Annotated in this window: 21 protein-coding genes and 1 pseudogene; 10 read left to right on the top strand and 12 right to left on the bottom strand. The window is 59.1% G+C overall.

The features are described 5' to 3' along the window. Positions 1–256: 256 nt before the first annotated feature. Entirely contained in the window at positions 257–1792 is a 1536-nt protein-coding gene (locus FHT76_RS37200) for a Fic family protein (protein WP_259131231.1), read from the top strand. A 97-nt stretch (positions 1793–1889) separates the two neighbouring features. Beyond that, a complete protein-coding gene (locus tag FHT76_RS37195; RefSeq protein WP_246712792.1) occupies positions 1890–2513 on the top strand; it encodes a gamma-glutamyltransferase in 624 nt (207 codons plus the stop codon). Between the two features lie 8 nt (positions 2514–2521). Here FHT76_RS37195 and FHT76_RS37190 read toward each other — a convergent pair. Continuing rightward, positions 2522–2695, bottom strand: a pseudogene (locus tag FHT76_RS37190) (VapC toxin family PIN domain ribonuclease); the annotation flags it as partial. A 276-nt stretch (positions 2696–2971) separates the two neighbouring features. Between FHT76_RS37190 and FHT76_RS37185 the strand changes: the two are divergent. Beyond that, positions 2972–3811 (top strand): DUF6030 family protein, encoded by an 840-nt coding sequence (locus FHT76_RS37185; protein WP_259131229.1) that lies wholly within the window; start codon positions 2972–2974, stop codon positions 3809–3811. Positions 3812–3868: 57 nt separating this feature from the next. Here the strand turns inward: FHT76_RS37185 and atzF are convergent, their stop codons facing one another. The 8 genes from atzF to FHT76_RS37145 form a co-directional block, all read right to left on the bottom strand. Next, positions 3869–5692, bottom strand: a complete 1824-nt coding sequence (gene atzF / locus FHT76_RS37180; RefSeq protein ID WP_259131228.1) for an allophanate hydrolase — start codon at positions 5690–5692, stop codon at positions 3869–3871. Next, positions 5689–6042, bottom strand: coding sequence for a cupin domain-containing protein (locus FHT76_RS37175; protein WP_259131226.1), 354 nt, complete (start codon positions 6040–6042; stop codon positions 5689–5691). Before FHT76_RS37175 ends, atzF begins: the two co-directional genes overlap by 4 nt. Next, the gene (locus tag FHT76_RS37170; RefSeq protein ID WP_183758979.1) at positions 6035–6703 is read right to left on the bottom strand and encodes a cysteine hydrolase family protein; all 669 of its coding nucleotides are present in this window, start codon (positions 6701–6703) and stop codon (positions 6035–6037) included. The genes FHT76_RS37175 and FHT76_RS37170 overlap by 8 nt, the downstream gene beginning before the upstream one ends. Next, entirely contained in the window at positions 6703–8253 is a 1551-nt protein-coding gene (locus tag FHT76_RS37165) for an ABC transporter ATP-binding protein (RefSeq protein WP_259131223.1), read from the bottom strand. Before FHT76_RS37165 ends, FHT76_RS37170 begins: the two co-directional genes overlap by 1 nt. Continuing rightward, positions 8250–8951 carry a cysteine hydrolase family protein gene (locus FHT76_RS37160; protein ID WP_183758983.1) on the bottom strand — a complete coding sequence of 234 codons (702 nt, stop codon included), beginning with the start codon at positions 8949–8951 and terminating at the stop codon, positions 8250–8252. Before FHT76_RS37160 ends, FHT76_RS37165 begins: the two co-directional genes overlap by 4 nt. 272 nt (positions 8952–9223) lie before the next feature. Then, a complete protein-coding gene (locus tag FHT76_RS37155) occupies positions 9224–10150 on the bottom strand; it encodes an ABC transporter permease (RefSeq protein WP_183759042.1) in 927 nt (308 codons plus the stop codon). Continuing rightward, a complete protein-coding gene (locus FHT76_RS37150) occupies positions 10150–11280 on the bottom strand; it encodes an ABC transporter permease (protein WP_183758988.1) in 1131 nt (376 codons plus the stop codon). The genes FHT76_RS37155 and FHT76_RS37150 overlap by 1 nt, the downstream gene beginning before the upstream one ends. Before the next feature lie 17 nt (positions 11281–11297). Then, positions 11298–12422, bottom strand: a complete 1125-nt coding sequence (locus FHT76_RS37145) for a BMP family ABC transporter substrate-binding protein (RefSeq protein WP_259131221.1) — start codon at positions 12420–12422, stop codon at positions 11298–11300. Between the two features lie 340 nt (positions 12423–12762). On the opposite strand from FHT76_RS37145, the gene FHT76_RS37140 reads away from it, so the two are divergent. The 6 genes from FHT76_RS37140 to FHT76_RS41550 all read left to right on the top strand — a co-directional run bounded on the left by FHT76_RS37140 (position 12763) and on the right by FHT76_RS41550 (position 20949). Beyond that, the gene (locus FHT76_RS37140) at positions 12763–13449 is read left to right on the top strand and encodes a GntR family transcriptional regulator (RefSeq protein WP_183758992.1); all 687 of its coding nucleotides are present in this window, start codon (positions 12763–12765) and stop codon (positions 13447–13449) included. A gap of 519 nt (positions 13450–13968) precedes the next feature. Further along, on the top strand, positions 13969–15732 hold the full coding sequence (locus FHT76_RS37135) for a peptide ABC transporter substrate-binding protein (protein WP_259131219.1): 1764 nt from the start codon (positions 13969–13971) through the stop codon (positions 15730–15732). After that, entirely contained in the window at positions 15729–17477 is a 1749-nt protein-coding gene (locus FHT76_RS37130; RefSeq protein WP_259131217.1) for a peptide ABC transporter substrate-binding protein, read from the top strand. Before FHT76_RS37135 ends, FHT76_RS37130 begins: the two co-directional genes overlap by 4 nt. Continuing rightward, the gene (locus FHT76_RS37125; protein WP_259131215.1) at positions 17474–20185 is read left to right on the top strand and encodes an adenylate/guanylate cyclase domain-containing protein; all 2712 of its coding nucleotides are present in this window, start codon (positions 17474–17476) and stop codon (positions 20183–20185) included. The genes FHT76_RS37130 and FHT76_RS37125 overlap by 4 nt, the downstream gene beginning before the upstream one ends. Positions 20186–20276: 91 nt before the next feature. Then, on the top strand, positions 20277–20780 hold the full coding sequence (locus FHT76_RS37120) for a hypothetical protein (RefSeq protein WP_259131214.1): 504 nt from the start codon (positions 20277–20279) through the stop codon (positions 20778–20780). Further along, entirely contained in the window at positions 20698–20949 is a 252-nt protein-coding gene (locus FHT76_RS41550; protein WP_405049323.1) for a transketolase-like TK C-terminal-containing protein, read from the top strand. Before FHT76_RS37120 ends, FHT76_RS41550 begins: the two co-directional genes overlap by 83 nt. A gap of 232 nt (positions 20950–21181) precedes the next feature. On the opposite strand, the gene FHT76_RS37115 is transcribed toward FHT76_RS41550, so the two are convergent. Further along, positions 21182–23530 (bottom strand): PBP1A family penicillin-binding protein, encoded by a 2349-nt coding sequence (locus FHT76_RS37115; RefSeq protein ID WP_259131212.1) that lies wholly within the window; start codon positions 23528–23530, stop codon positions 21182–21184. A gap of 226 nt (positions 23531–23756) precedes the next feature. Next, positions 23757–24167, bottom strand: coding sequence for a response regulator (locus tag FHT76_RS37110; protein WP_259131210.1), 411 nt, complete (start codon positions 24165–24167; stop codon positions 23757–23759). A 90-nt stretch (positions 24168–24257) separates the two neighbouring features. On the opposite strand from FHT76_RS37110, the gene FHT76_RS37105 reads away from it, so the two are divergent. Then, positions 24258–24419, top strand: coding sequence for a hypothetical protein (locus FHT76_RS37105; RefSeq protein ID WP_259131208.1), 162 nt, complete (start codon positions 24258–24260; stop codon positions 24417–24419). Between the two features lie 65 nt (positions 24420–24484). Here the strand turns inward: FHT76_RS37105 and FHT76_RS37100 are convergent, their stop codons facing one another. After that, positions 24485–25894 carry an amidase gene (locus FHT76_RS37100; protein WP_259131206.1) on the bottom strand — a complete coding sequence of 470 codons (1410 nt, stop codon included), beginning with the start codon at positions 25892–25894 and terminating at the stop codon, positions 24485–24487. Between the last annotated feature and the right edge of the window lie 45 nt (positions 25895–25939).

The raw sequence follows: 25939 nt of genomic DNA, 5'->3' as shown, positions 1-25939 counted from the left end.
ATCAAATTCCCGATTGATCGGCTCCTTGCTTCCACGTGTGATACAAACTCGACATACATTGACGCTAAGTCGGATAAATCATCAACGGCACTTGGTTAAAGTGCCAAAGTTTTCATAAATGCTCACGCGCGACTTGTTAAATGCAGATTCAATCCATACGTTGCATCATGATTAAGTGCTGAAAATTTTCATTGATGATCTGCTAAGTCATAAATCTTTGCATTTTCAGCGCCGCGGGTGCGGCTAAGGAGAGAAAATGGTCGATATTCCAGATTTCATAGTGTCCACAACAGCGACTTCGCTTCAGATTTCGCGGGCAGTGCAAGCTGGCAAGCTTCGGCCCCTCGGTAGTCGATTGTTCACAAGTCATCTCTCGGGTGATCCTGCCGAACTGGTCAGGCGGAATGTATGGAAGATCGTCCCCCTCTATTTTCCTGACGCTGTCATCGTTGATCGCACCGCGCTCGAAATGAAGCCGGCAGGTGACGGAACAGTCTTCCTCGATGCCGGGTCAAAACGGGATGTCGAACTTCCTGGTATCACGCTCCGCGCACGTGTAGGTGTCGGGAGGGTGGTAGGCGATTTCCCTATGCGCGATAGTCTTTACTGTTCGTCGCGAGCGCGTGCATTTGTCGAAAACATGGTGTCCTCTCGCGCCCGAACCGGGGTTTCACGGACCGCTTCCCGAGTTGAGATTGAAGAACACCTCACCAAGTATCTTCGTACCAACGGAGAGGCTGGCCTGAATCTTCTGCGTGACCAGATTAAAGACGCAGGCCGCGTCCTCGGTTTGGTCAAGGAGTCCAACGACCTGGATACCATTATCGGTACGCTCCTCGGGACGAGGGACGTCAAGCTTTCGGCACCTTCGGCCATCGCCCATGCAACCGGGATGCCGTTCGATCACAAGAGGGTCGACCTGCTCAACTCAATGTACGACGTACTCAGGGCAAGGGCCCCTCAAAGTCCACGGATCGCTCATCTCAACGGTTCCTCGGCCGTGCACATGGCCTTTTTCGAAGCGTATTTCTCGAACTTTATTGAAGGTACAGAGTTCGAGGTCGAGGAGGCCGAGGATATCATCTTCAACGGGGCGATCCCGCCAGAACGGCCTGCAGACGCTCACGATATACAGGGTACCTTTGCCGTGGTGTCCAACCCAGACGACAACGGTCGAACACCCAAGAATTTCGAAGAATTTCTCGAACTGCTGAAGCAACGTCACCAGAGGATTATGGAAGGGCGTCCCGAAAAGAAGCCTGGAGAATTCAAGTCGTCCGGCAACAAAGCAGGTGCAACCATCTTCGTCAGGCCAGAAGATGTTGTCGGAACCCTACGACAAGGATTCGATATCTACCAACGACTCGAAGCGCCACTGGACCGGGCAATATTCATGATGTTCATGGTCGCGGAGGTTCACCCGTTTGCCGACGGTAACGGCAGGTCAGCACGCATTATGATGAATGCCGAACTGTCAGCAGGGAACGAAGCGCGGATCATCATTCCTACCGTCTACCGCTCGAACTATCTGGAGGGACTTAGGCTGATGAGCAACTACGGAAACCCGGACACTCTTCTCAAAACCCTCGAATTCGGACAGCGCTACTCACACGCAATCGATTGGACGACGCTGCCGGGTGCAATGGCACTTTTGAGCAAGACCAATGCTTTTGTCCTTCCAGAAGTAGGGGACCGCGAAGGCATACGGTTGCGTCTGCCGCGCGCCGATGACTACCACGACAACGACGGTGGTGATGGCACTGGTGGAGCAATGTCCGGAGGACCTGGTTAAAGCCATCGGAGACTTCGCGCCACCTGACCGACTTCCGGGACGATCTGAGGTTTTAAGACTCGATTCCGCCCTGTTGTGAGGTTCGTTCCGTCTGCGTTTGAAGCGCAAGCTGGATTATAAAGGAAAAACAATCACACTTATTCCGCCACGGTCTGAGGCGAGACTGGGTGGCACTGTCTACCTGTCCGCTTGTGACGAAAAGGGCATGATGGTTTCTTACATCCAGTCGAACTATTCGGGCTTCGGCTCGGGAGTTGTCATTCCCGGGACCGGCATCCATCTGCAAAACCGCGGGTTGGGCTTCACCACAGAAAAAGGTCATCCAAATCAGGTTGGACCCGGGAAACGGCCGTTCCATACGATAATCCCCGGCTTCCTGATGAAAGATAATCAGCCGTTGATGAGTTTCGGAGTCATGGGTGGCCCAATGCAGGCTCAGGGGCATGTACAGATGGTCGTGCGTATGATCGCATTCGGGCAGAACCCTCAGACGGCAAGCGACGCTCCACGGTGGCGCTTCGTTTCAGGTCGGGACGTGGCAGTCGAGCACACCATGCCGCAGGCGACGATTGACGGCCTTGTGAGCCGTGGTCACACCATCAGCCGGAATAGTCCCGACAACAGTTTTGCTTTCGGCGGCGCGCAACTTGTTTGCCGGTACCGTGACGGTTACATTGCCGGCTCTGATCATCGCAAGGATGGCGCGGCCTTGGGCCTCTGACTAGCGCAAACGCACGATCCCTTCATCACGACATTCCCGCCGTCCAACAGATCACAAACAGTTACCGCAATCTGTTGTTTTGCCCGCTTCGCACCCCTTCGCAGTATCCACAGGAGTTCGCACAGGCACGGCAAGGAAACAGCGATCAGCGATGCCTCCCCCAGGAGTATGTCGGCGGCTCGGCAAAGGGTGAACGGCTTTAGAAAGGCTGAAAGAAAAATAGCATGGCTGCCGCTAGAGGGCGGCTTCAGGACGTCGCTTCCTTGCAATTCTGGAACTCTACTCCAGAAATGCTAGGATGATTGCACGCCGGGGCGTCAACCTCAGCCCATGATCGCGGCAGTGTTCGCCTCGGCGGCGACACCATCAACGTCATGAAAAGCATAGCAAGCTGGCCGATATCTTCCATATCAGTTCAACCACTGCTATCTTAGAGATCTCGCATTTACCTCACGACGGTGCTTGATTTGGGAAGCCAGAGTTCAGGAAGTCGGATAACTAGGCCGCCGCTCTGGATAAAAAGCCGTAAAACGCCCCTCATCGGTCTTCTCTGTTTCGCTGTTGCGGGGAGCCTCGCGCTATCAAGCAATGCACACTTTTGGAGCTATCTCGCTCCACCAAGCGAATATCCTGTCGTTCAAAAGCAGGCACGATTAACGCGGTCGACCGGCGACTTGATTGCCGTGGGTGCCGATGCACGCCCATACGTGTTGAAGGGAACGCGCCTTTTCGATGCTCCGGTTTCTGAACTGACAAGCCAGTTCTCGCGCACATGGCGGATTTCGGGGCCTGAGATTTGCACTGCGTTTCGTGACGCGGGCATCGACACGACGCAATGGCGTGCCGCTTCCATGCGAAGTGTGAACTACGAGTGCTACTTTCAGCGCATTTACGAGCGAGACGAGGTCCGTCCTCTTCGGTCGACGTTTCTGCGTGTTCGAGGCAATCCATCGGGCGATATCACTGAGATCACCGGTAGAATTGTCGGGCCGAACACAGATGATCAGGGGGTGCTTGATCCCTCCCTTATGCGCATCTTCGAGGTCATCGTCGGCCAGGCGGGGTGGGGGGACTTTCAGGAAGCCCTGATCCCGGTCCAGAAACTCGCTGACACCAGATATGAGCGCTTTGGTGCATATTTTGACTTCAGAAGAGAGCCCAGCCAGGAGAACAGTTACAATTTTTCGCTGGTCCTTTCCCAGGCTTCTGACCAGCAGACTCGCACGAGAGCTTATTTCTCCGAGAACCGCTGGCTGATTTATCCAGATGACCAGAGGACCCGCCCCGTTCTTCGGTAGTCTCGAACAGATAACTGAAACAGATCTGTAATTGCCTGCTATTTCATGGATGGGCCATCAGCCGACCTTGTGTGCCAACGAAAGCTCTCGCTGATAGGTCCGCCAGCCGCCGTAGTTCGTTATGTCAACTGCTCCGACAAGCGCCAGTGGTTCAACCAGGAACCCCTTTGCGGACGTGCCATCCGACAGCATGATGGTTCCGATGCTCATGGGAGCAGGGATGGCTGCCACGAAGGCACCGAAAGCAGCGGTTGTTAGCTTCCAGACTTCCACTTCGATCTTCCTTCCTTCGCCTTCGCCAACACGTGTCATGCCGGGTTTTAGCGGCACGGTCCCGGTGAGCGCATAAAGCCGGTACGCGCCGGACGTCCATGCGTCGCGAGAGAATTTTCCACCGAGATCGGTAAGCTGATGGTTCAGTGGCATGCCTGACAGGTGTGCGCCGACGACAACGATATCGATCAGGTCCTCACTTTCAGTGTCCGACGCGGGAGGAGCGTAGGGAGGCTGCGACCACTCCGTCGCCCCGAGCCTCATGCCGGTTGCCCGATGCAGATCCCGGGCAACAGTTGCTGCAAGCCCGTCTCGACCGGAGGGAGCAAGCAGCGTCACGCTCGCGGGAAGTCCGTCGGAGCGCGTGCCGGTCGGCACGGCGATACCGCATAGGTCGAGCAGGTTGACGAAGTTCGTATACGTTCCGAGGCGCGAATTCTCGCGGATCGGCTCGGCCTCGATATTGGCGAGCGTAAAATGAGTGGGGGCGGTTGGTACGCAGAGAAGATCGACCGATGCGATCAGCGGAGCGACCTCTTTCTTCAGTTCCTGCAGCGCATAAAATCCGCTGAACGCATCGGCTGCCGAAAGTGTCCTGGCGGCACCATAGATCTTGCGGGTCACCGGATGAAGGCTCTGCTCCTCGGCGTCGAAAAACGGCTTGATGGCGGCATAGCGTTCAGCCACCCAGGCGCCCTCATAGAGCAGGTTGGCGACCCTGTAGAAGGCCCCGAAGGGTATTTCAACCAGTCTGTGGCCAAGTTTTTCCAACGTGGACAGCGCGTTGAAATAGGCCTCTTCCATCACGGCGTCGCCGAAGAATTGCAGCTCGGCTTTCACAGGTACGCCGATGGCGAGGACCGGCGGAACCTTCCCGTAGCCGGTCGCTGCAATGGTCTTGGAATAAGGGTCCGTCTCATCATGTTGGGCGGTGACGCTGAACACGGTCCATGCGTCATCGACCGTGAGTGCGAAGACCGAGACACAGTCGAGTGTGCGACACGCGGGAATGACACCTGTTGTCGAGAGCGCGCCGACACTTGGCTTGAGGCCGACAATATTGTTGAGACCTGCTGGAATACGGCCCGAACCGGCCGTGTCTGTGCCGAGTGCAAAACTGACGATGCCGTGCGCTGTTGCCACGGCCGAACCGGAGGAAGAACCGCCTGGGACCAGTTTTGGATCGATGGCGTTTTTCGGGATCGGATAGGGCGAGCGCACACCAACCAGACCCGTCGCGAACTGGTCGAGATTGGTCTTGCCGATCACCAGCGCGCCGGCGTCCCGCAGCAGGCGGACGATGGTGGCGTCCTGTTCCGGCAGATAGGCATAGTTGGGGCAGGCTGCGGTCGTTGGCATCCCGGCGACATCGATATTGTCCTTCACCGCGAAGGGAATGCCGAACAGCGGTCGTGAGGGATCGAAGCTGCCGAGCCTTTCCGCCTCAGCCAGGAGAAAACTCTTTTCTGCAAGATGAATGAAGATGCCGGGATCGTTCACCGCGGCAATCCGGGCGAAGACCGTTTCGACCATCGCGGCGACACTGCCACCACTGCGATAAAACGCGTGCAACGAGCCAATATCGAAGGCTGGTATCGTCGAATTCATGCTTTTTCCTCTTCCAGTATTGTTACGGGCCGGTCCCACTGAATGAGCACGACACAACCCGTATCGCTCCAGACCGAATGCTCGGTACCGGGCGCATTGACGACGTAACGACCACGGCCGTAGTTGCCTGCCTCGTCTGATTGTACTCCCTCGAGGACCAGAATGGTCTCCAGCCCTTCATGTCGATGATGTGGAACGGAAGCGCCGGCCTCATATTTCAGCAGGGCAACGCCTGGCTGGTCGTCTTGGAAGGGACGGATCCAGTGGATTGTCACGTTTTTCCGGAAGGGGCCGAACTCCAGCTCCTTCCAGCCGTCTGTGGTCAGCAGGTCTAGGGTCGTTTCAGGCATTGGTGATGCTTTCCAGAATGTCATCGACATGGGCCGTCCAGCCAACAATCGCGCCCTGGGCACGGATCATGGCGATGGTGGCCGCCTTGAACTCAGGAAAATAACTCTCCGTCGCCTCCTCGGCGAGCAGGCATTGATAGCCACGATCGTTCGCTTCGCGCATCGTGGTCTGTACGCAGACCTCGGTCGTCACACCCGCGAAAACAAGTTGTTTGATACCCCTCTGCTGCAGCACTTCGCTAAGCTCGGTGTTATAGAAGGCACCCTTGCCGGGCTTTTCGATGATGACTTCCCCCTCGGCGGGAGCGAGTTCGGGCAGGATTGCGGTGCCCGGCTCGCCCGAGATCAGAATGCGACCCATCGGGCCTTCGTCGCCGATGCGGAGTATCGGGCTGCCACGGTCGCGTTTTGCCGGCGGCAGGTCCGAAAGATCGGGCTTGTGGCACTCCATCGTGTGAATGACCGGCAAGCCGGCATTGCGGAAGCCCTGGATGAGCCGTTTGACATCAGGCACGATCCTGGTGATGCGACTGACATCATTGCCGAGGCTGGCGCCAAAGCCGCCGGGTTCGGCGAAATCGCGCTGCATGTCGATGACGATAAGGGCAAGCTGGTCGTGCCTGACCGGGAAGGCGAAGGGTTCTGCCTTGATCTTTGCCATCAGTGATGCCCCGCCATGTGAGCGCCGATCGCGCCGATGTCAGCCGATCGCGCCTCTGTCTCGTAGACCAGCCTGCCTTCAGAAATCACCATGATGCGATCGGACATCTCAAGAAGCTCGTCGAGGTCTTCAGAAAGCAGGAGGACCGCCGTACCGCAATTGCGCGCCTTAATGATGCGGGCACGAATTTCGGCGACGGCCGAGAAATCGAGGCCGAAACAAGGGTTCGAGACGATTAGCAGGGCAACCTCACCAGTCAGTTCGCGCGCGAGAACCGCGCGCTGCACATTGCCGCCCGAAAGTGCCGCGATCGGCGAGGAAGAAGAGGCCGTCTTCACCTTGAAGTCGGAGATCAACGCGGTGGCGCGTTTCCTCATCCACCCCTTGTTAAGCCAGATCGCATCACTGCCGTCTGCCTTCAGGTCGAAGGTGCGAAAGGCGAGGTTTTCGCTGACCGTCATGCGCGGCGCGCAGGCGTTCTGAAGCGGTTCTTCGGGAATGAACCGGACTTTGTTCATGCGAGTCTCGGGACGCGTCGCGCCATAGGCGTCGCCGTTGATGGTAACGCGGCCGCTTTCGGCGGGCCGCTGCCCGGCCAGGATTTCCGTCAGCTCCTTCTGGCCATTGCCGGAAATGCCGGCAATGCCGACGATCTCGCCCGAGCGGACCATCAGATTATCGATCTCGATGGTCTTGAGGCCAGAGCGGTCGGCCGCCTTGACCTTTTCCATCTTGAGGACGGGCTTGGCTATTTCGGAAACCAGAACGCGGGTATCGAGCTCGGCGAGTTTCACATCGCCAATCATCATTGCCGCCATGTCTGATGTGGAGATCTCGCCAACCTTGCCACTGCCGACCAGCTTGCCACGCCGCAGGACCGAGACGGCATCTGCAAACTTTGTCACCTCGTGGAACTTGTGAGAGATCATCAGCACCGTCAGCTCACCGCGCCCGGTCATGTCACGCACGAGGCTGAGCATTTCGTCGGCCTCGGCTGGTGTCAGCACGGATGTCGGCTCATCGAGCACCAGGAAGGAGCGGCCGAGATAGAGCTGCTTGATGATCTCCAGCTTCTGCTTTTGACCCGCGGCCAGTTCGCTGACGGGACGGTCGAGCGGGATCTTGAAGGGCATGCGCTCCATGAACGCGGCAAGGTCCTTCCGTTCCTTTGCCCAGTTGATGACAGTGGGCACTTCGGCGCGGCTGATGACAAGATTTTCGGCGCCTGTCAGCGAGGGAACAAGCGTGAAATGCTGATAGACCATGCCGAGGCCGTAGTTGCTGGCGTCCTTCGGTGAGGCGATCGTCACCTCGTGGCCGTCAACCGAAAGCGAGCCAGAGGTCGCGTGGTAAAAACCCATAATGCATTTGACGAGCGTCGACTTGCCGGCGCCGTTTTCGCCGAGCAGGGCGTGGAAGCTGCCGGCAGGGACCTTGATCGATACATGATCGAGCGCGGTGAAGGCGCCAAAGCGCATCGTCATATCGATTGTGTCAATGCCTATAGCCGTGCCGGGTTGCGGGAGCGGAGTGTCTCGGACTGTCTTCATGGCAGCTGGCTCACGAGCGTTTCGGAGTTGGCGACGGAGCCGAACACGCCGCCCTGCATCTTCACCATCTTGATGGCGGCGAGATGATTGCCGTAATCAGTGGCGCCGCAGCAGTCCTCGATCAACAGGCACTCGAAGCCGCGATCGTTTGCCTCGCGCATCGTCGTATGAACGCAGACATCGGTGGTGATGCCGGTCAGGATGATGTTCTCGATCCGCTTCTGGTTGAGGATAAGCTCCAGATCCGTAGCGCAAAAGGAACCCTTGCCAGGTTTGTCGATGATCGTCTCTCCCTCGATCGGCTTCAACTCATCGATAATGTCCCACCCCGGTTCTCCACGAACGAGGATGCGGCCGCAGGGGCCGGCGTCACCGATCCCGGCGTTGATGCGCTGCGAGCGCCAGCGCTTGTTGGCGGGCAGATCCGCGAGATCAGGCCGATGGCCCTCGCGGGTGTGGATGACGTGGTAGCCCTTGGCGCGCATGGCCGAAAGAACTCGTTTGATCGGCTCGATCGGCGCGCGCACCAGCGAGAGGTCATAGCCCATGTGATCGACATAGCCGCCCGGACCGCAGAAATCGGTCTGCATGTCGATGATGATGAGTGCCGTGTTGTCGGGTCTCAGCGCGCCGTTGTAGGGCCAGGCATAAGGATCGGCATTGATGTAGTGTCCCTTCATTTCGACCATCGCATCCATTGTCTTCTCCTATTCACCTGCAAGTTTGAGGGTTTCGCCAAGGCGGCGCACCCGGGTGCCGCGCCTGGGTGCCGAAGCCGCGGGATGCGCCGTCGACGACCTTCTGATCGTCTCCCCCGTCAACTGATCGCTGACGAAAACGAAGCTGCGCAATCCGGAATACGGGGCGTAACCGGCGCAAGCCATCAAGGGCGACGTAATCGCGGCGGGGAAAATGGGAGGCGCCCTGACCTGACGTGTTGAGGCTGCAGAAACCATTCATGGCAGATCCTCTATTTCGTGAGCGACAACGCGCCGGGGGCTCCGGCAAGCGAGCGGGTCGGCGAGGACGTGGCAATCAGGATGGCGAGCGTCAGAACGTAGGGCGCTGCGTAGAACAGGTAGTAGCCCTTTGTGACGCCGACCGACTGCAGGGCAGGGCCAAGCGCACCCGCTCCGCCGAAGAGAAGTGCGGCCAGAAAGCAGCCGATCGGGTTCCAGCGCGCGAAGATTACCAGCGCCACCGCCATCAGGCCCTGCCCGGAAGAGATCCCTTCGTTCCAGGAGCCTGGGTAATAGAGCGAGAGATAGGCACCGCCGACGGCGGCAAGGGATCCGCCTACACCGGTCGCCAGCAACCGGACACGCTCCGGATTGATCCCCATCGCTTTCGCCGCATCAGTGCTGTCGCCAACCACACGCAGGACGAGACCGATCCGGGTGTTTTTGAACGCCCACCACAAGAAGAGCGCAAGCAGGCCGCCAAGGATGAACAGCACGTTGATGTTCAGGGCCGCCTGAACCTGTGGAAGATTTGACCAGGCGCCAAGCGGGATCGACGGCAGATGAGGGGCTGCCGGCTGGATGAACGGCTTACCAAGAAAGAACGCCAGTCCGAGGCCGAATTGCATCATGGCGATGCCGATCGCGATGTCGTTGACCTTGGGCCACTTGCAGATCCATCCGTGCAGCAGACCGAAGATCGCGCCGGTCCCCATCGCCGCCAAAACGCCGAGCCATGGCGAACCGCTGAGCACGGCGAGTGCGTAGGCCGTCATGGCGCCGAAGACGAGCGTGCCCTCAAGCCCGAGATTGATGCGGCCGGAGCGTTCGGTGATGGTTTCGCCAAGGCTGACGAAGATGAAGGGTGTCGAGACGCGGATGGCGCCTGCAAGGATCGCGAGGGGGACGCCCCAGATTCCAATGCCGCTTGCTTCCATCATGAGCGCCTTTTCCAGAGGTCGGGATTGAAGATCTTGAAGCGACCGTAAAAGGTCTCGCAAAACAGGATTACGACGAAGAGCGTTCCCTGCAGCACCAGCACGGTCGCGTCGGGCAAGCCCATCCGGCGCTGGATCAGCCCACCGGATGCGTCTATGCCGCCAAGCAGGATGGCGACCGGAATGATTGCCAGCGGATTGTGGCGCGCCAGGAAGGCGACAAGGATGCCGGTATAGCCATAGCCCGCGGCAAGCGAGGCATTGGCGCTGCCCTGGACAGCTGCAACCTCGATCATGCCGGCCAGACCGGCAAAGCTGCCGGCGATTGCCGTGAAGCCGACGATCAGGCGGCCGACAGGCAACCCCTGGATCTGGGCCGCGCGAACGTTGCCGCCGGCGATACGCGCCGCAAAGCCATAGCTCGTGATCTCGATCAGCACCCATGAGACGATGCAGGCGACGACACCGATGGCGAGCCCCCAATGCACGTCCATTCCGGGGATCTTGCCGAGCATATCTTGCGCGGGAAGGGGAGCTGTGGAGGGTTTGTTAAGGCTCGCCGGATCGCGCAGTGGCCCTTCCACGAGCTGGTTCATCAGCGCGATGGCGATATAGGCGAGGAGTAGCGAGGAAATCGTCTCGTTGACACCGCGGTAGTGTCGCAGGAACCCTGCAAAACCAATCCAGATGCCGCCGACGATCATCGCTACCGCCGCCATCAGAACCAGGAGGAGGAGGGCAGGTAATGTTCCGACAAACGGCACGGCCGCGGCCGCAGCCGCAACGCCCCCCAATACCACTGCGCCCTCGCCGCCGATGATGACGAGCCCCAAGCGGGCCGGCAAGGCGACGCAGAGCGCTGTCAGAAGCAGCGGGGCGGCCCGACTGAGGCTGTTCTGGATCGAGAACCAACTGCCGAAGCCGCCCGTGTACATCAGTTGGAACAAGGTGGCCGGCGATTTGCCGATCACCAGAATGAAGAGGGAGAAGAACGCCAGTCCGATCAGAATTGCACCGAAGCTGATAACAACAGGTTCCGCGCGCCGTGCGAGCCATTCGAAGATGTGTCTGATTACGGACGGTCGATCGGAAGCGATCGCTATTGCAGACGTGTTTGCCTCGACTGTCATGGCGTTTCTCCCCTGGCTCAGGCCGTGGATCCGACGACGCCTTCCACCAGGTAGGCCATGCTCTCGAGCTCGATGGCATCCTCGGCATAGCTCTTGTCGGCCGTGACGACGACGTTGCCCTTGTTGTCCTTGATCGGACCCTTAAAGACGGAGAACTTGCCCGCCGTCATCTCGGCAAGCGTCGCGTCAAACTTTGTGCGTCCCTCGGCCGGCACTGCAGGTCCGAGCGGACTCATCTTGACGAAGCCATCCTTGAGGCCGCCGCGCACGAAGTTGCCGAGCTTTTCGCCGGCCTGTGCCTTCTTGACAAAATCGGTGTAGACGTTGCCCCACGCCCATTCGGCGCCGGTCAGATATTTTTCCGGCGCCAACGGACTCTGGTTTGCGTGATAGCCGCAGACGAAAGCTCCGCGGCCGGCAGCAGTCTCGACAACAACCTTCGGGCTGTCGACATGGCAGGTGATCACATCGGCGCCCTGGTCGATCAGCGCATTGGTCGCTTCCGCTTCCTTGACGGCAAGCGACCACTCGCCGGTGAAGATAACCTGGCAGGTAATCGATGGATCGACCGAGCGCGCGCCGAGCAGGAAGGCGTTGATGTTCTGCAGCACCTGCGGGATCGGCTTGGCGGCGACGAAACCGATCTTCTTGCTCTTCGAGGTGTAGCCGGCGGCAACCCCGTTCAGGTATTGGCCCTGGAAGATGTAGCCGAAATATGAACCCGTATTCATCGGGTTCTTGCCTTCCTGCCAGAGACCGCCACAATGGCGGAACTGGATATCCGGGTACTTTGCCGCCATCGCCAGCATATGAGGGTCGAAATAGCCGAACGACGTCGGGAAGATCAGCGTCGCGCCGTCGAGATTGATCATCGATTCCATCGTCTTCTGGACATCGACGGTTTCCGGTACATTTTCCTCTTCGACGATCGTGACACCCGAAACCGCCTTCAGTGCAGCCGCACCTTCAGCATGCGCCTGATTGTAGCCGTAGTCGTCCTTGGGGCCGACATAGATGAAGCCGACGGTTAGCGCGCTCTGGGCGAAGGCGCGGTCAGGCAACAGGCCCGGGGTCAAGGCGAGTGCGCCGGCTGCTGAAGCCTGAAGAAAATGGCGGCGGGTCATGGGAAGGAGTTTGGTCATCGGAATGCTCCTTGCGGCAAGGGCCGGTTCGAAAAAATGTTACAGAAAAGTGCATGCAATGAGCGTGCCAAGAGGTAAGGCGTTGTTTAAGAACGCTTGTTGGTAAACGGAGAATCGCTGATGCGGAAAGTGCATACAGATTGATCGATAAAATGCATAAATAGTAATCAAAGATTACTGGATGTTCATCGGTAGGCGAAAGGTCAGGCTCTCCGCGGTTGTGAGATGGACTTAATGGTGCGGAAACAACCGATTTTACAGTCACTTCATGACTTCATTTGACTTCTTGAGCCATGGGCGCCATCTGTATGCATAGTGTCAAAGTGAGCAGATTCGCACCGTGAAGCACGCCGGCCGCAGACATGTCATCCGTACCGGAACCACTGTCGAACAGATGGTGCGGGCGATTTCCGACATGATCGTCACGGGACTGATCCTCCCCGGCGCGAAACTGGACGAAGGTTCGCTCGCAACTCGTTTCGACGTTTCGCGAACGCCGGTAAGAGAAGCCCTGCGCGAACTCGGTGCCATGGGATTGATCGATCGCGAGCCGAACCGAAGCGCCGTGGTCGCCACCGTCACGGAGACCTACCTGCATTCGATGTTCGAGGCGATGGCGGAACTCGAGGGGATCTGCGCCAGGCTGTCGGCAGCGCGAATGACAGTCGATGAGCGGCGGGCGCTGGAACTCGGGCACAAGGCGTCGATGAGGCTCGTGCATGCTGGCGCAGAAGAGGAATATTCGGTTTACAACACCGAGTTCCACACCCGGCTTTATCGAGGTGCGCACAATGATCATGTCTTAGAGATGGTGACCCAGACACGGGCGCGGCTTGCCCCCTTTCGGCGAGCGCAGTTCCGTCTCCCCGGGCGACTGGCAAAATCCTATCAGGAGCACGACCGGATTGTCACCGCGATCCTGAGAGCGGATGGTGCGGCCGCGGGGCAGGCTGCATATCAGCACGTAGAGCTTGTCAGTGATGCCAGCGCGGTGTTCGCAACAGCCGTCGCGCGGAGAGGCGCGTAGTTAAAATTCTCACGTGATGTCAATAACCTAGCTAATCGACTCTGAAATTCCCGATATTGTCCGCGGCGAGCGACCGTGGATGCCACCTTTGTGTCCTGGCTTTGGGCCTCGCTCAACATGAGGCCAGAGCGGCAATGGTTTCCGCTCTCGGCGGCCCAAAGCCGCGGTTATCAGCGTCCAGGGCCGCGTCGTCCGAAGACACTTTGCAAGGCCTTCCGGACGAGCGCCTTGAATGCGGCCTCTGTCGAGGTAAGCGGAATTTCCAGTGGATTGCCGCAGCAACCGCGAGGCGAGGTCGCCTCAGCGTGGCAGCATTGCCCGTTGGGCAACCCCTGAAGGTCGTCGAATTTTTCGACCGTCAGGCTGTGCCGCTCTGCCCTCATATTGCCAACCGACCTCGATGGGATCAACATGTGCGGTGACAAGAATACATGGAAGGAATTCAATTCAATGTTCGCATACTGACGCGCTGTGGGGTCTGGGAAGCGCGGTCGGGCAGCGCCATCGTGGGGGAGTGCGATGAGGGGGGTAGCTCGGTGTTGCTTGCGGCTCGGACAGTTTCTGGGGGCGCGTTGCGTCCTGCCGATTGTTCTTTTCCTGTCGACCGCACTTGTTCCGCTATACGCCAATTCGGCTGACAAGGCGCTGAAATTGCTGCTATGGCAGGCTCCAAGCACGCTCAATCCTCACTTGGCTCCCGGTATTAAAGACCAGACCGCCAGTCGGATCGTCTACGAACCTCTGGCCAGCTTCGACCGCGAGGGTCGCCTTGTTCCCTTCCTCGCCGCAGAAATTCCGACGCTGGAGAACGGTGCAGTAAGCGCTGATGGCCGTTCGGTCGTGTGGAAGCTCAGGCACGGCGTCAAATGGTCCGACGGGCACCCCTTCACCGCGAAGGACGTGCTCTTCACCTACAATTATATCACCAATCCAGATGTGGGCTCGGCGAGCATCGGGCCTTACAAGACCATCAACAAGGTCGTTGTTGTTGACGACTACACCGTGCAGATCACGTTCAAGGACGTTAATCCTGCCTGGGCGCTGCCCTTCGTCGGCGTCCAAGGTATGATCCTGCCCGAGCATGTATTTGCTCCCTACAACAACAGCGATGCGGCCACGGCGCCCGTAAACCTGGCCCCCGTCGGCACAGGCCCATATCGCTTGAAGGAGTTTCAGACAGAGGACGTGCTTGTCATCGGCGAGGATGTCGTCAACACCGTGAAGGTTATCTTCGAGCGCAATCCGTATTTTCGCGACGCCGGCAAGCTGAGCTTCGACGAGGTGACGCTGCAGGGCGGCGGCGACGCTTCGGTCGCGGCCAACGCAGTGCTGAAGGAAGGCGTTGTTGACTATGCCTGGAACCTTCAGGTCGACGACTCGGTGCTTAAAACACTCGAAACAGACGGAGTCGGAAAGGCGACGGTATCCTGGGGCTCCTATGTGGAGCGCATCATGCTCAACTTTACCGACCCCAGTCGCGAAACCGCCGAGGGGGAACGGTCGAGCGTACAGAATCCACATCCCGCATTGTTGGACAGAAATGTGCGCACCGCACTCGCACTTGCCATCGACCGCCAGAAGATCGCGGCGCTCTATGGCCGCACGGGCCGCGCGACCAGCAACATTCTGGTTGCGCCGGCAATCTTCAATTCGCCGAACAGCGAATGGGCGTTCGATCCCGACAGGGCCAAGGCCATCCTCGACGAGGCAGGGTGGAAGGATACCAACCGTGACGGTGTGCGCGACAAGAACGGCGTGCCTCTCAGTTTCCTGTTCCAGACGACCGTCAATTCTGTTCGCCAGCAGACCCAGGAGATCGTCAAGGCGAACTTGCAGGCGATCGGGGTGAAGCTCGAAAACAAGATGATCGACTCGAGCATCTTTCTCGGTTCCGGCTCCGACAGCACCAACTCCCGGCGGCACTTCTACGCGGATATGGAAGAATACGCCTACGGGAACAAGAGCCCCGATCCGGGCAGCTATATGATTGGCTGGACGTGCTCCGAAGCGGCGCAAAAATCCAACAACTGGTCCGGGTCGAACTGGGCACGCTACTGCAACAAGGACTACGACGCTCTCTATTTAGCCTCGACCATCGAAGTCGATCCGGCCAAGCGCCGCCAGATCTTCGTGAAAATGAACGATCTGCTGGTTCTGGATAGCGCTGCAATTCCGCTGGTGCACTGGGCTGACGTCAGCGGAATTAGCAATGCCCTTGAAGGCTTCGACCCGACACCCTGGGATTCCGAAACATGGAACATCGCGGATTGGCATCGCAAATGACGACGTCACGCACGAGTATCAGTACAGCGCAATGCTCCGTTATTCTGACCGCGTTCATGCTGCTTACGGTTGTTCCACAGCAGGCGCATTCGGGTGATAGGACCCTGAAGCTCCTGTTCTGGCAGGCGCCCAGTATTCTCAACCCTCATCTTGCCCCCGGTGTGAAGGATCAGACGGCCAGCCGCGTTGTATATGAGCCACTGGCGAGCTTCGATGCCGAAGGACATCTGGTGCCGTTCCTCGCAGCGGAAATTCCCTCCTTGACCAACGGCCAGGTGGCAAGCGACGGGAGGTCGGTCACCTGGAAACTAAAGCCAAATGTGAAATGGTCAGACGGCGTCCCCTTCACCGCGAAGGACGTTGTCTTTACTTATTCCTACATCACCAACCCGGATGTAGGCTCATCTAGTATTGGAACCTACAAGTCGGTCGACAAGGTCGAAGCACTCGACGACCTGACCGTCAAGGTAACCTTCAAGGACGTCGATCCCGCCTGGGCGCTCCCCTTCGTCGGCATACAGGGGACAATCCTGCCGGAGCATGTGTTTGCCCCCTATAACAACAAGGTCGCGGTCGACGCGCCGCCCAACCTGGCCCCCGTCGGAACCGGTCCTTATCGCCTCAAGGAGTTCCGCCCCGAGGACGTCCTGCTGATCGGCGAGGATGTCGTCAACACCGTCAAGATCATCTATGAGCCCAATCCTGAATACCGCGACCGGGCGCGTCTGGGATTTGACGAAGTGACCTTGCAGGGTGGTGGCGATGCGAAGACGGCCGCAAAGGCGGTGCTCGGCACCGGCGTCGTCGACTACGCGTGGAACCTGCAGATCGGCGATGCCGAATTGCAGGAGCTTGAAGCGAAGCAGATCGGCAAGGTGGCGCTCTACTTTGGCTCCTACGTCGAGCGCCTCATGCTGAATTTCACCGACCCAAACCGTGAGACAATGGATGGCGAGCGCGCGAGCCTGCAGTTTCCCAACCCAATCCTTGCCGATGCCAAGGTGAGGCTCGCCTTGGCGAAGGCTGTCGACCGCAACAAGATCGCCGCGCTTTACGGGAGGACTGGTCGGCCAACCGCAAACCTCCTCGTCGCCCCCGTTCTCTACAATTCTCCCAACACGACTTGGGAATTCGATCTGGATAAGGCCCGCGTGCTTTTGGACGAGGCAGGCTGGCGCGACACGAACGGCGACGGCATCCGGGACAAGAACGGCGTCCCCTTCACCCTTCTTTTCCAGACCTCCGTCAACACGGTCCGCCAGAAAACCCAGGAGATCATCGGCGCCGATCTGGCCGCGATCGGCATAAAGGTCGAGGACAAGCAGATCGACTCGAGCATCTTCTTCTCGCCTGCACCGGATATCCTCAATACCAGCCAGCATTTTTACGCGGATCTCGAGGAATTCGCGACCGGCAACAAAAGCCCCGATCCGGGAAGCTATATGGTCAAGTGGACCTGCGCGGAGGCCGCCCAGAAAAGCAACAACTGGTCCGGATTGAACGAGTCCCGCTATTGCAGCGACAAATACGAAGCGCTGTTCGACGCATCGGAAAGGGAGATCAATCCGGAAAAGCGCATTGGCCTGTTCGTGGCGATGAACGACCTCCTGATTGCCGATTCCGCGGTCATTCCCATTGTCGAGTGGGCAAACGTCCCGGGCCTTCGCAACGATATCATCGGCTTCGATCCCACGCCATGGGACTCCGAGACGTGGAACATCGCGGACTGGCGGCGCAAGCCATGAAGGTCGAAGCTGACGGCGGGGAGCACGAGGAGCGTTTGGTCGCAAGAAATCGTCCATTCTATGTCGCCCCACTGCATGCGCTCGTCCGCGCAGCTTCGCCGGCTCTCAGAAACCTGAACATCGGCGGCAAGCTAACGGTCGGATTTGGCATTCTGGCGGCGCTGACGCTGCTCGTTGTCGGCTTGAACTATCTGGGTAGCCTCGATGCAGTCAGAAGCATCAACAGAACAACCGATCTGAGCGCCCCGAGTGCGGTCGCCTCGGCGCGGGCGCAGGCCGACTTACTACGGATGCTGAGTGCCGTCCGCGGCTATCTTGCGCTCGGTGAGGAGAGCTACCGTGACAATTACACTTCAGCAAAAGCCGCGTTTCTGGAAGATATGCAGTCGCTGGAAAATCTCCTTAGAACCGGTCCGCAGCCAGGCCCCGCGGCAGACGTCGCACAGCGGATGCGCGAGCTCCACGAAAAGCTTAGCCCCTGGCAGCCGCTAACGGACCGCCTTTTCGAATTGCGCAACGATCAGCTCCGGCGCGAACCGGCCCTCAAACTGCTCGTGGCGGATGCCAATCCATTGATCGCCACAATTGTCGGAACCGCGAAAGCGCTGATCCTCGCGCAGCAGAAGCGGGACGCGACCCCCGAGAACATGGTGTATCTGGCCGATCTCGCGTCCTTTCAGAGTTCCTTTTATGCCATGGTCGCAGGGCTGCGGGGCTATGTGACGACCAAACGCGACAGCTTCAAATACGAATACGAGGCGAACTTTACGATCAACGATGCGGCCTGGAAGAACATAACGGAAGGGAATGCCGCACTGACGCCGTACCAGGAAAAGCTGATTGACAAGCTGTCGAAGACGCGAGCAGCATTTCTGCAATTCCCCGCGCAGATGTTTAGTGCGGTTGAAGGCGACCATGCGCGAGAGGATCTGTATCTCTTCCGCACGCAGGCGGTACCACTTGCCGAAGGCATGCTTGGAATTCTCGACGAGATCGCCAATGAGGAACAGCAACGGCTGCAGGCAGATCTCGGCAGCGGCCGCGACCAACTCGAAACGGCCCAGCGCATTGTCCTGCTCGGCGGCGTGGCCGCGGCTTTTCTCGGCCTGATCTTGGGGCTGATTTTCCGGGAAAGCATTGCGGGACCGATCCAGCGCCTGACGGGCGTCGCCGACCGGGTTCGCCAAGGCGATCTCGCCGCGCGCGCCCAGGTCGAATCGGGCGATGAGATCGGCAAGCTGGCGACAACGTTCAACAACATGACAGAGCAACTGGGCTCCAATCTCGACGATCTCGAAAACCGCCGAAGGCAACAGGAGCAGCTCGCGCTGCGATTTCGCCGCCAGAGCGAATATCTGGCCGCCCTGCACGATACCTCGCTTGGACTGATTGCGAGATTGGATCTGACCGAGCTGCTGTCGGATCTGACGACACGCGCCGCCGGGTTGCTCGGCACGGAGCATGGCTACGTCTACCTCGTAGACCAAGCCGGGGAGGTCCTCCAGCGCATGGTCGGCGTCGGCGTCTATACGGGACAGGCCGCCGGCCAGCAGCTCAAGAGCAGGGAGGGCGTGGCCGGTGTGGTCTGGCACACGGGCGCGGCGCTTGTCATCAACGAATACGCGACGTGGTCGGGGCGGGCGGCTGCCGCTGCCCAGCTCGACGTGACGATCAGGGCGGTTATGGCCGTGCCGCTAAAGTCTGACGACCAGGTGATCGGTGTCCTCGGCATTGCCTACGACGATGCCTCGGCGCTCGAGTTTGGCACCGAAGAGGTCGAGCTTCTGAAGCGTTTCGGACAGCTTGCGTCTATTGCGCTGGAGAACGCGCGGCTGCATACGGCCACGGAAGCCGCCAAGAGCGAGGCGGAGGAGGCGAGCATACGGATCGGCGAGCAGAACCGGGCGCTGGAAGCGGTGGCGAGCAAGCTGTCGAAATATCTCTCGCCACAGGTCTTCGCCTCGATTTTCTCCGGTAAGCAAAACGTCGAGATTTCATCCACCCGAAAGAAGCTGACTGTCTTCTTCTCCGATATCGCCGACTTCACGGCGACGACCGACAAGCTCGAGTCCGAAGAGCTAACGGACCTGCTCAATCACTATCTGACTGAGATGGCGAAGCTTGCGCTGGAATACGGCGCGACGATCGACAAATTCATTGGCGATGCGATCCTAGTGTTTTTCGGTGATCCTGAGACCAGGGGCATCAGGGAAGACGCACTCGCATGCGTCAGAATGGCGATCTCCATGCAGTCCAGGATGCAGGAGCTGCGTGCTGAATGGGCCGAAGCCGGCTTTGCTCTGCCATTCCATCTCCGCATCGGCATCAACACGGGCTATTGCACCGTGGGTAACTTCGGCAGCGCGGATCGGATGGACTATACGATCATAGGCGGCGAGGTGAATCTCGCGTCAAGATTGCAGAGCCATGCCGACCTCGGCGGCATACTTCTGGCTGACGAGACTTATGCCCTGGTCAAGGAGGAAATCGAAGCTGAGGAGCTGCCTCCTCTGACCGTCAAGGGCTTTGCCTATCCGATCAAGACGTACAGGGTGATCGGCTTTCGCATCGTCCAGGAAGCGATGAAGAACATGCTTTCGAACAGTGAGGATGGCCTGCAGTTGGATATAGACTCCGCTCTGAAAGGGACTGATCGCGAAAAGGCGATCAAGGCGCTCGAGCACTATCTGGCGACGCTGCGAAGATAGCGATACGCTCGCCTCCATGGGCTGGACGCGCCGCATGGCGGGCCCAAAGTGCGCCTTCTCTGGCGGAATATCACCAGGAATAATGGGTGGTATGTGGAGGCTCGTAGTTGGGTATGCAGAGCGACAGCAATGGCCTCCGCGAGTTCGCCATGCCGGCTGCAATGAACGACATGGGGTCCATTGCGGGCTCATTCCATACGGTGGTGGTTCCTGGTGTTTTTCTGACACGTCTTCCGCCCCGGTTGATACGATCGAAACGCTGGAGTGCTGGGATATCGCCCTTCGCGATCAGAAGACGCCGTCCCTGCTCGCTCTGTCGCGCCAAAACGTTCCTCAGCCGCGCACTGACTCCGGCAATGAAAACCTCTGCGCAAAGGGCGCCTACGTCCTGAAGGAAGCGTCGGGCAAGCGGGCAGCGACCCTCATCGCCACCGGCACCGACGTATCCCTGGCAGCGAGGCCGCGAACGAACTGGAAGCGTCTGGCCACCTACCCCGACGGCTGTTGTCTCGATGCCGAGCTGGGATCAGTTCGACGCCCCGTCGAAAGAGTACCGGGAGCAGGTTCTGGGCCATGCCGCAAGGATCAGGGTTGAAGCGCTCTCCAAGTTCGCATGGACGCGTTACGTTGCAAGTGAAGATGACGTCATCGGGATGATCGAATTTGGTGCGTCAGCACCGGCTGGAGTCCCCTACGAAAAGTTCGGTATCACAAAGCAGGCAATAGTATCCCGAGCCCTCAAGCTCATTGGGATCGCGTCATGACCGTGGACGTGTTTCAGCTCGCCATCGCGTCTTCACGCAAAAGATGCCGGTATCCTTCGCGCCGGCGAGCAACCCACCGCGATGCCAGTTGATAGGTCCCTTCTCGGCTTCAACGACTTTCAGTAACAGTGCCGAGTCGAGGATCACAGGCCAAGGAGTCGGGCCAGCACGCCGGCGTAAAAAGCGATGGTGGCCCCCCAATTGGCGGCAAGGCAGAAATCCGAGGCAAGCATTACTTTTCGCAGAGCCGCCTCCCACCATAGTAAGGCTGGTATGTGCAGTCCGACGGCCGGAACGAACGGTAGCTGCGGGAGCAGGCGGTGATGTCGCAGGACTGGGGTGCGCCTTGACCGTCGTTCATTCCTCCCGTCGGCTTCGACTTGTCCGGCGCAGGCTCCTTCATTGCCTCCCGCATGAAGTCCCGCCAGATCCGCGCCGGCAAGGCGCCGCCGGTGACGCCATTCATCGGCGTGTCGTCGTCATTGCCCACCCATACCCCGGCAACGAGAGGTTTCGTGAAGCCAACGAACCATGCATCGCGATTGTTCTGGCTGGTCCCGGTCTTGCCGGCCGCAAATCCACCGGGATCGGCTTCACGTCCAGTGCCGCGTTCGACCACGAGCTGCAGCAGGCCGAGAAGATCTGATTGGTAAGGCGAAAGATCGACATTCGGCCCTGCTTGTGAGCCAACGCGAAACGCCTGTGGTTGCCCTGCTGCCTGAAAGTCGATGATGCCCCTTGGCTTGACAGGCGCCTTGCCAAGTTGGACAGACGCATAGGCGCTGGTCAGATTAAGCAGGTTTACTTCGGATGTTCCGAGCGCCAGGGACGGGGTGTTGGCAAGCGGCGCATCGATGCCCAGCTCTCGAGCGGCCAAAATCACGTTGTCGAGTCCAACCTCGTCGGCTAGTGCAACCGACGCGGCATTCAGCGACCGGGCAAAGGCTTCTGCAAGTGTAACCCAGCCGTGATAGCCGCCCCGGTAGTTTTCCGGCGACCATCCGTCGACGTTGATCGGTGCGTCGAGAATCCGGTCAGACAAGGTGAGCCCGGCCTTCAGGGCGGCATAGTAGACGAACAGCTTGAAGGTGGAGCCCGGCTGCCGCATTGCCGTGACGGCGCGATTAAACTGACTTGCCTTGTAGTCGCGCCCGCCGACCATGGCAACGACGGCGCCGTCCGGCGTCATCGCAACCAAGGCTGCCTGCGATGCTCCGACGGCCTTTCCTTCTTTGTCGAGAGCTTTGCTCACAACCCTTTCGGCGATCTGTTGCAGATGCGGCACCAGGGTCGTGCGCACGGTCGTCGAGCCTGGCGAGGAGCCGGCAATTTCGCTTGCTTGCGGCGAAATCCAGTCGGCAAACCAACTTCCGGAACGGGGTGTTGGCGTCGTCGGATGGAGTTTCGCGAAGCTCGCCTTGACCTCGTCGGCCTTTGATCCGGTGATCTTGCCATTAGCTGCCATCGCGTCGAGGACGACGGCACTGCGTTGTCGGGCGCCCTCGGAATTATCGATCGGGTTCCACTGGCTCGGTGCCCGCAGCAATCCCGCCAGCATGGCAGATTCCGGCAGATTGAGGGCGCCGATATCCTTGTTGAAATAGATGCGTGCTGCGGCAGGCATGCCGGTCGCGCCGGCACCAAGATAGGCGCTGTTGAGATAGCGCGTCAGGATTTCCTTCTTCCCGAGTTTCCACTCTAGCCACAGGGCTATCACGACCTCCTGTATTTTCCGCTTTATTGTCCGATCACTCTCGAGATACTGCAGCTTGATGAGCTGCTGGGTGATCGTGCTCCCACCTTCTACCACCGAGCCGGCTTCAAAGTTCCGCAGGAGCGCCCTTGCGATACCTCTGAGGTCGATGCCGAAATGATCCATGAAACGCCTGTCTTCAATGGAGAGGACAGCGTCGATAAGCTGCGGTGGAAACTGGTCGTATTGAGCATACGCCCCTTGATACGGCCCCTGTCGTACCAGCGGTGCACCGTCAGCGGTTTCTAGCACTATGACAGGCTTCAAGGTTCCATCGCGGATCTCGCCCCACGGTACGTCCCTTAAAGCCCACCAAAGTGTGCCGCCTACCACGAGGAGACCGACAAGGAAGACCGATGCCAGAGCGGTTTTCCACCAGCCCGCGTTAGGTCGACTGTGCCGGCGACTCTCGGAAAGCATTGCCCGCAGACCATGAATTGCGGTCCCTGCTTTAGCCAGAGCAGCCCCCAGTCGCCTAGGGCTGCGGGGAGTTGCTGTAGTTTCCGGCCGGATTGCGGCCTTTAGCTTCGCCTTCAGGTAGAAAGCGGCTGTCTCAGCCTTGGTCTTTGCGAAGGTTGAACTTGCTTTTAAATCATGTCCCAGCGCACGCAGCAGATTGTGCGCTGCCAGTCGGCTTTGGCCAAAGGATGTATAGGCCCGTCGTGGGTCGAGAGCAGGCGAGGCTGAACCGGCCTCATCCAATGTGTCCAAGCTGGGTGATGCTTGTGTCACGACATGGTCGGCTGAGATTCCTGGATCCGCCGTGGGGCTGGCGCCCGTACCGGGCTCGCCGGCACTTTGGTTTGAGGATTTGGGAGGGCTTTGCATCTGTTATCGCTAAAAAACTCCTATCGAAAGTAGCGCGGGTTTATAGCGCGGCAATGCCGAATGAGCCACCGCGAACGCGGCTCAATTTATATTTCGTGCTTTGGACGTGTCGCTGGCTCGAACGCCAAGAAGCGAATGTGCGGCACGCCGAGTTCAGCACTTCAACATCACGGAATGAACAAAGGGCTTCTGAAACAAAACGCTATTCGGAACGCCTTGAGCGGCCTCAGTCCTTGGCGCTGTCGCCGGTCATATAGATCACTGGCATGATTGGCTCTCGTGCTCGACGAGCCAGATGCCAACTATCCGTTTCTCCTGGCATCCCTATGTCGGTTATCAGAGCGCAAAAGCGAGCCGAGTCCTCCTCCAAACCACGGATAGCCTCGTTCGCATTCGATACGGCGAGGTGCTCGAAGCCGGCTTTCGTCACGACATCTTCGAGATTGGTTTTGATGAGGAATTCATCTTCAGCGATGAGAACAAGCAGCTTGCTCCAGTCGCCGCCGATGATTTTCTGAGATGTCTCGGCGGAATTATCGACCATAAGCGCGTCCTGCCTAGGCAGGCGGGAGCTCTTAGCCCTCAGCCGCCAGCGCTTACGTATTCGCTTGCTGACGATGACGATCACATAGGGCATTCCGCTGGTTTGTCTATCCTCGCCCCTCAGGTGTGGAATTGGTCAGGGACGGTACAACGTCATGATCCATGCATTCATCAGGCTTCATCGTTGCACTACGAGATCTCGCGGAAAAGCCGGGGCATCCAAGCGGGCGGTGTCGATCACGCACTTCTTGATGGTGCTGCCTGCGCCTTAGGCTTCGGCCTCTTTCCGGTCGAACTCGCCTGGCACGTCGGCTACAGCAACGGCGCGCCGGTGGCTGCGGTCTGATCGCCGATGCGGCGAAGTAGCACAGCCTTCCCACTCGAGAAGGCCGTGCTGATGTGCAGTGATTTTTAGAGCGTCGGATGCAGGCCGCGCGTTGGACTGACGCTCTCCAGAAGCGAGGCGACATGAAGGATAGTCGACTCCGCCTGCCACGCGCCGACGATCTGGACGTTGATCGGCAGGCCTGCACTGCTGGTGCCGAACCGCATTGAGACGCCGGGAAGGCCAGTGACGTTCAAAGGCACGGTCGCGCCCTGCAAGTACGTCGCATCCACCTTCTGCCCGTCGATCACGAACTCTTCGACGCCGTGCTTGTGGGCGGGGATCGGCAGCACATGGGTGATCAGGGCATCGTAGCGGGAGAAGTAGTCGGCATAGCCATCGCGCAGCCGCTCGGCAGCCTGCTCCGCCTCGATGTAGTCCGCCATCAAGGTGTCGGGCAGCGACAGCATCGTCTTCGCCATTTTGTAGAGTTCGTCGTCCCGACGCTCGGCAGTTGCTTCGCGAAACGCCGGCTTCATCTCCATCACATGAAGACGGTTGAAGACGTCGAGAGCGAAGTCCTTCTCCAGTGCCGGGATGCCGACATGCTCGATCGAAAAGCCGATGTCCTTCAGAGCCGCGGCAGCCGCCTTGACGGTGGCGACGACTTCCGGATCAACCGGTCCGAAGCCGGGTCCGACCATCCAGCCGAGGCGAAGCTGCCGGAAGGGCTGTCTACCGATCCCGGCGTCGAACGGAACCGTGCTCGACGCGAACGCGTCCTCGCCGTCGGGTCCCGCCATCTGCGAGAAGGCGAGGGCGACGTCGCGCACCGACCGGGCCATCGGCCCGACGTGCCAGAAGCGACGCGGCGCACGTGGCCAGATGCCGGTCATCGGTACGCGGCCGTGGGTCGCCTTCATCGAGGTGATGCCGGTCTGCGCCGCCGGCCCCCGCACCGAGATCGCAAGATCGGTCCCAAGACCGAGTGGGGACATGCCTGCAGCGATCGCGGCAGACTCGCCGCCGCTCGATCCGCCCGGAGTCCTCTCCAGGTCCCACGGATTGTTTGAGCGCCCGGAGAGCAGGTTGTCGCTCTCGATCCAGTAGGAGAACTCCGGCAGGTTCGTCTTGGCGAGCAGAATGCCGCCCGCCTTCTTCAGGCGGGCGACGCTGGTCGCGTCGCGGTCGGGTAAACGTCCTTCAAAGATTGGCGAGCCACGCTGTGTCATGACACCCTCGGTATCGATGGAATCCTTGACGGTGAACGGCACGCCATGCAGCGGTCCGAGTTCTTCGCCAGCCCGAATTGCGGCTTCGGCGCTCCGGGCTGCTTCCAGCGCTCCCTCCGCAACGGTGACGATCGCATTGACCTTGGGATCGACCGCCTGAATGCGATCGAGATGCGCCTGTACTACCTCGACGGGCGAAATGTCCTTGCGGCGGATGAGCTCTGCAAGCCTTGTGGCGTCGGAATAAATCAGTTCGTTGCTCATGGCGTTCTCTCTCTAACTAACAGTTGGTAGGCTATGCAGAACTAG

Source organism: Rhizobium sp. BK176 (assembly GCF_024808055.1).
This window is presented reverse-complemented; position numbering and strand designations above follow the sequence as displayed.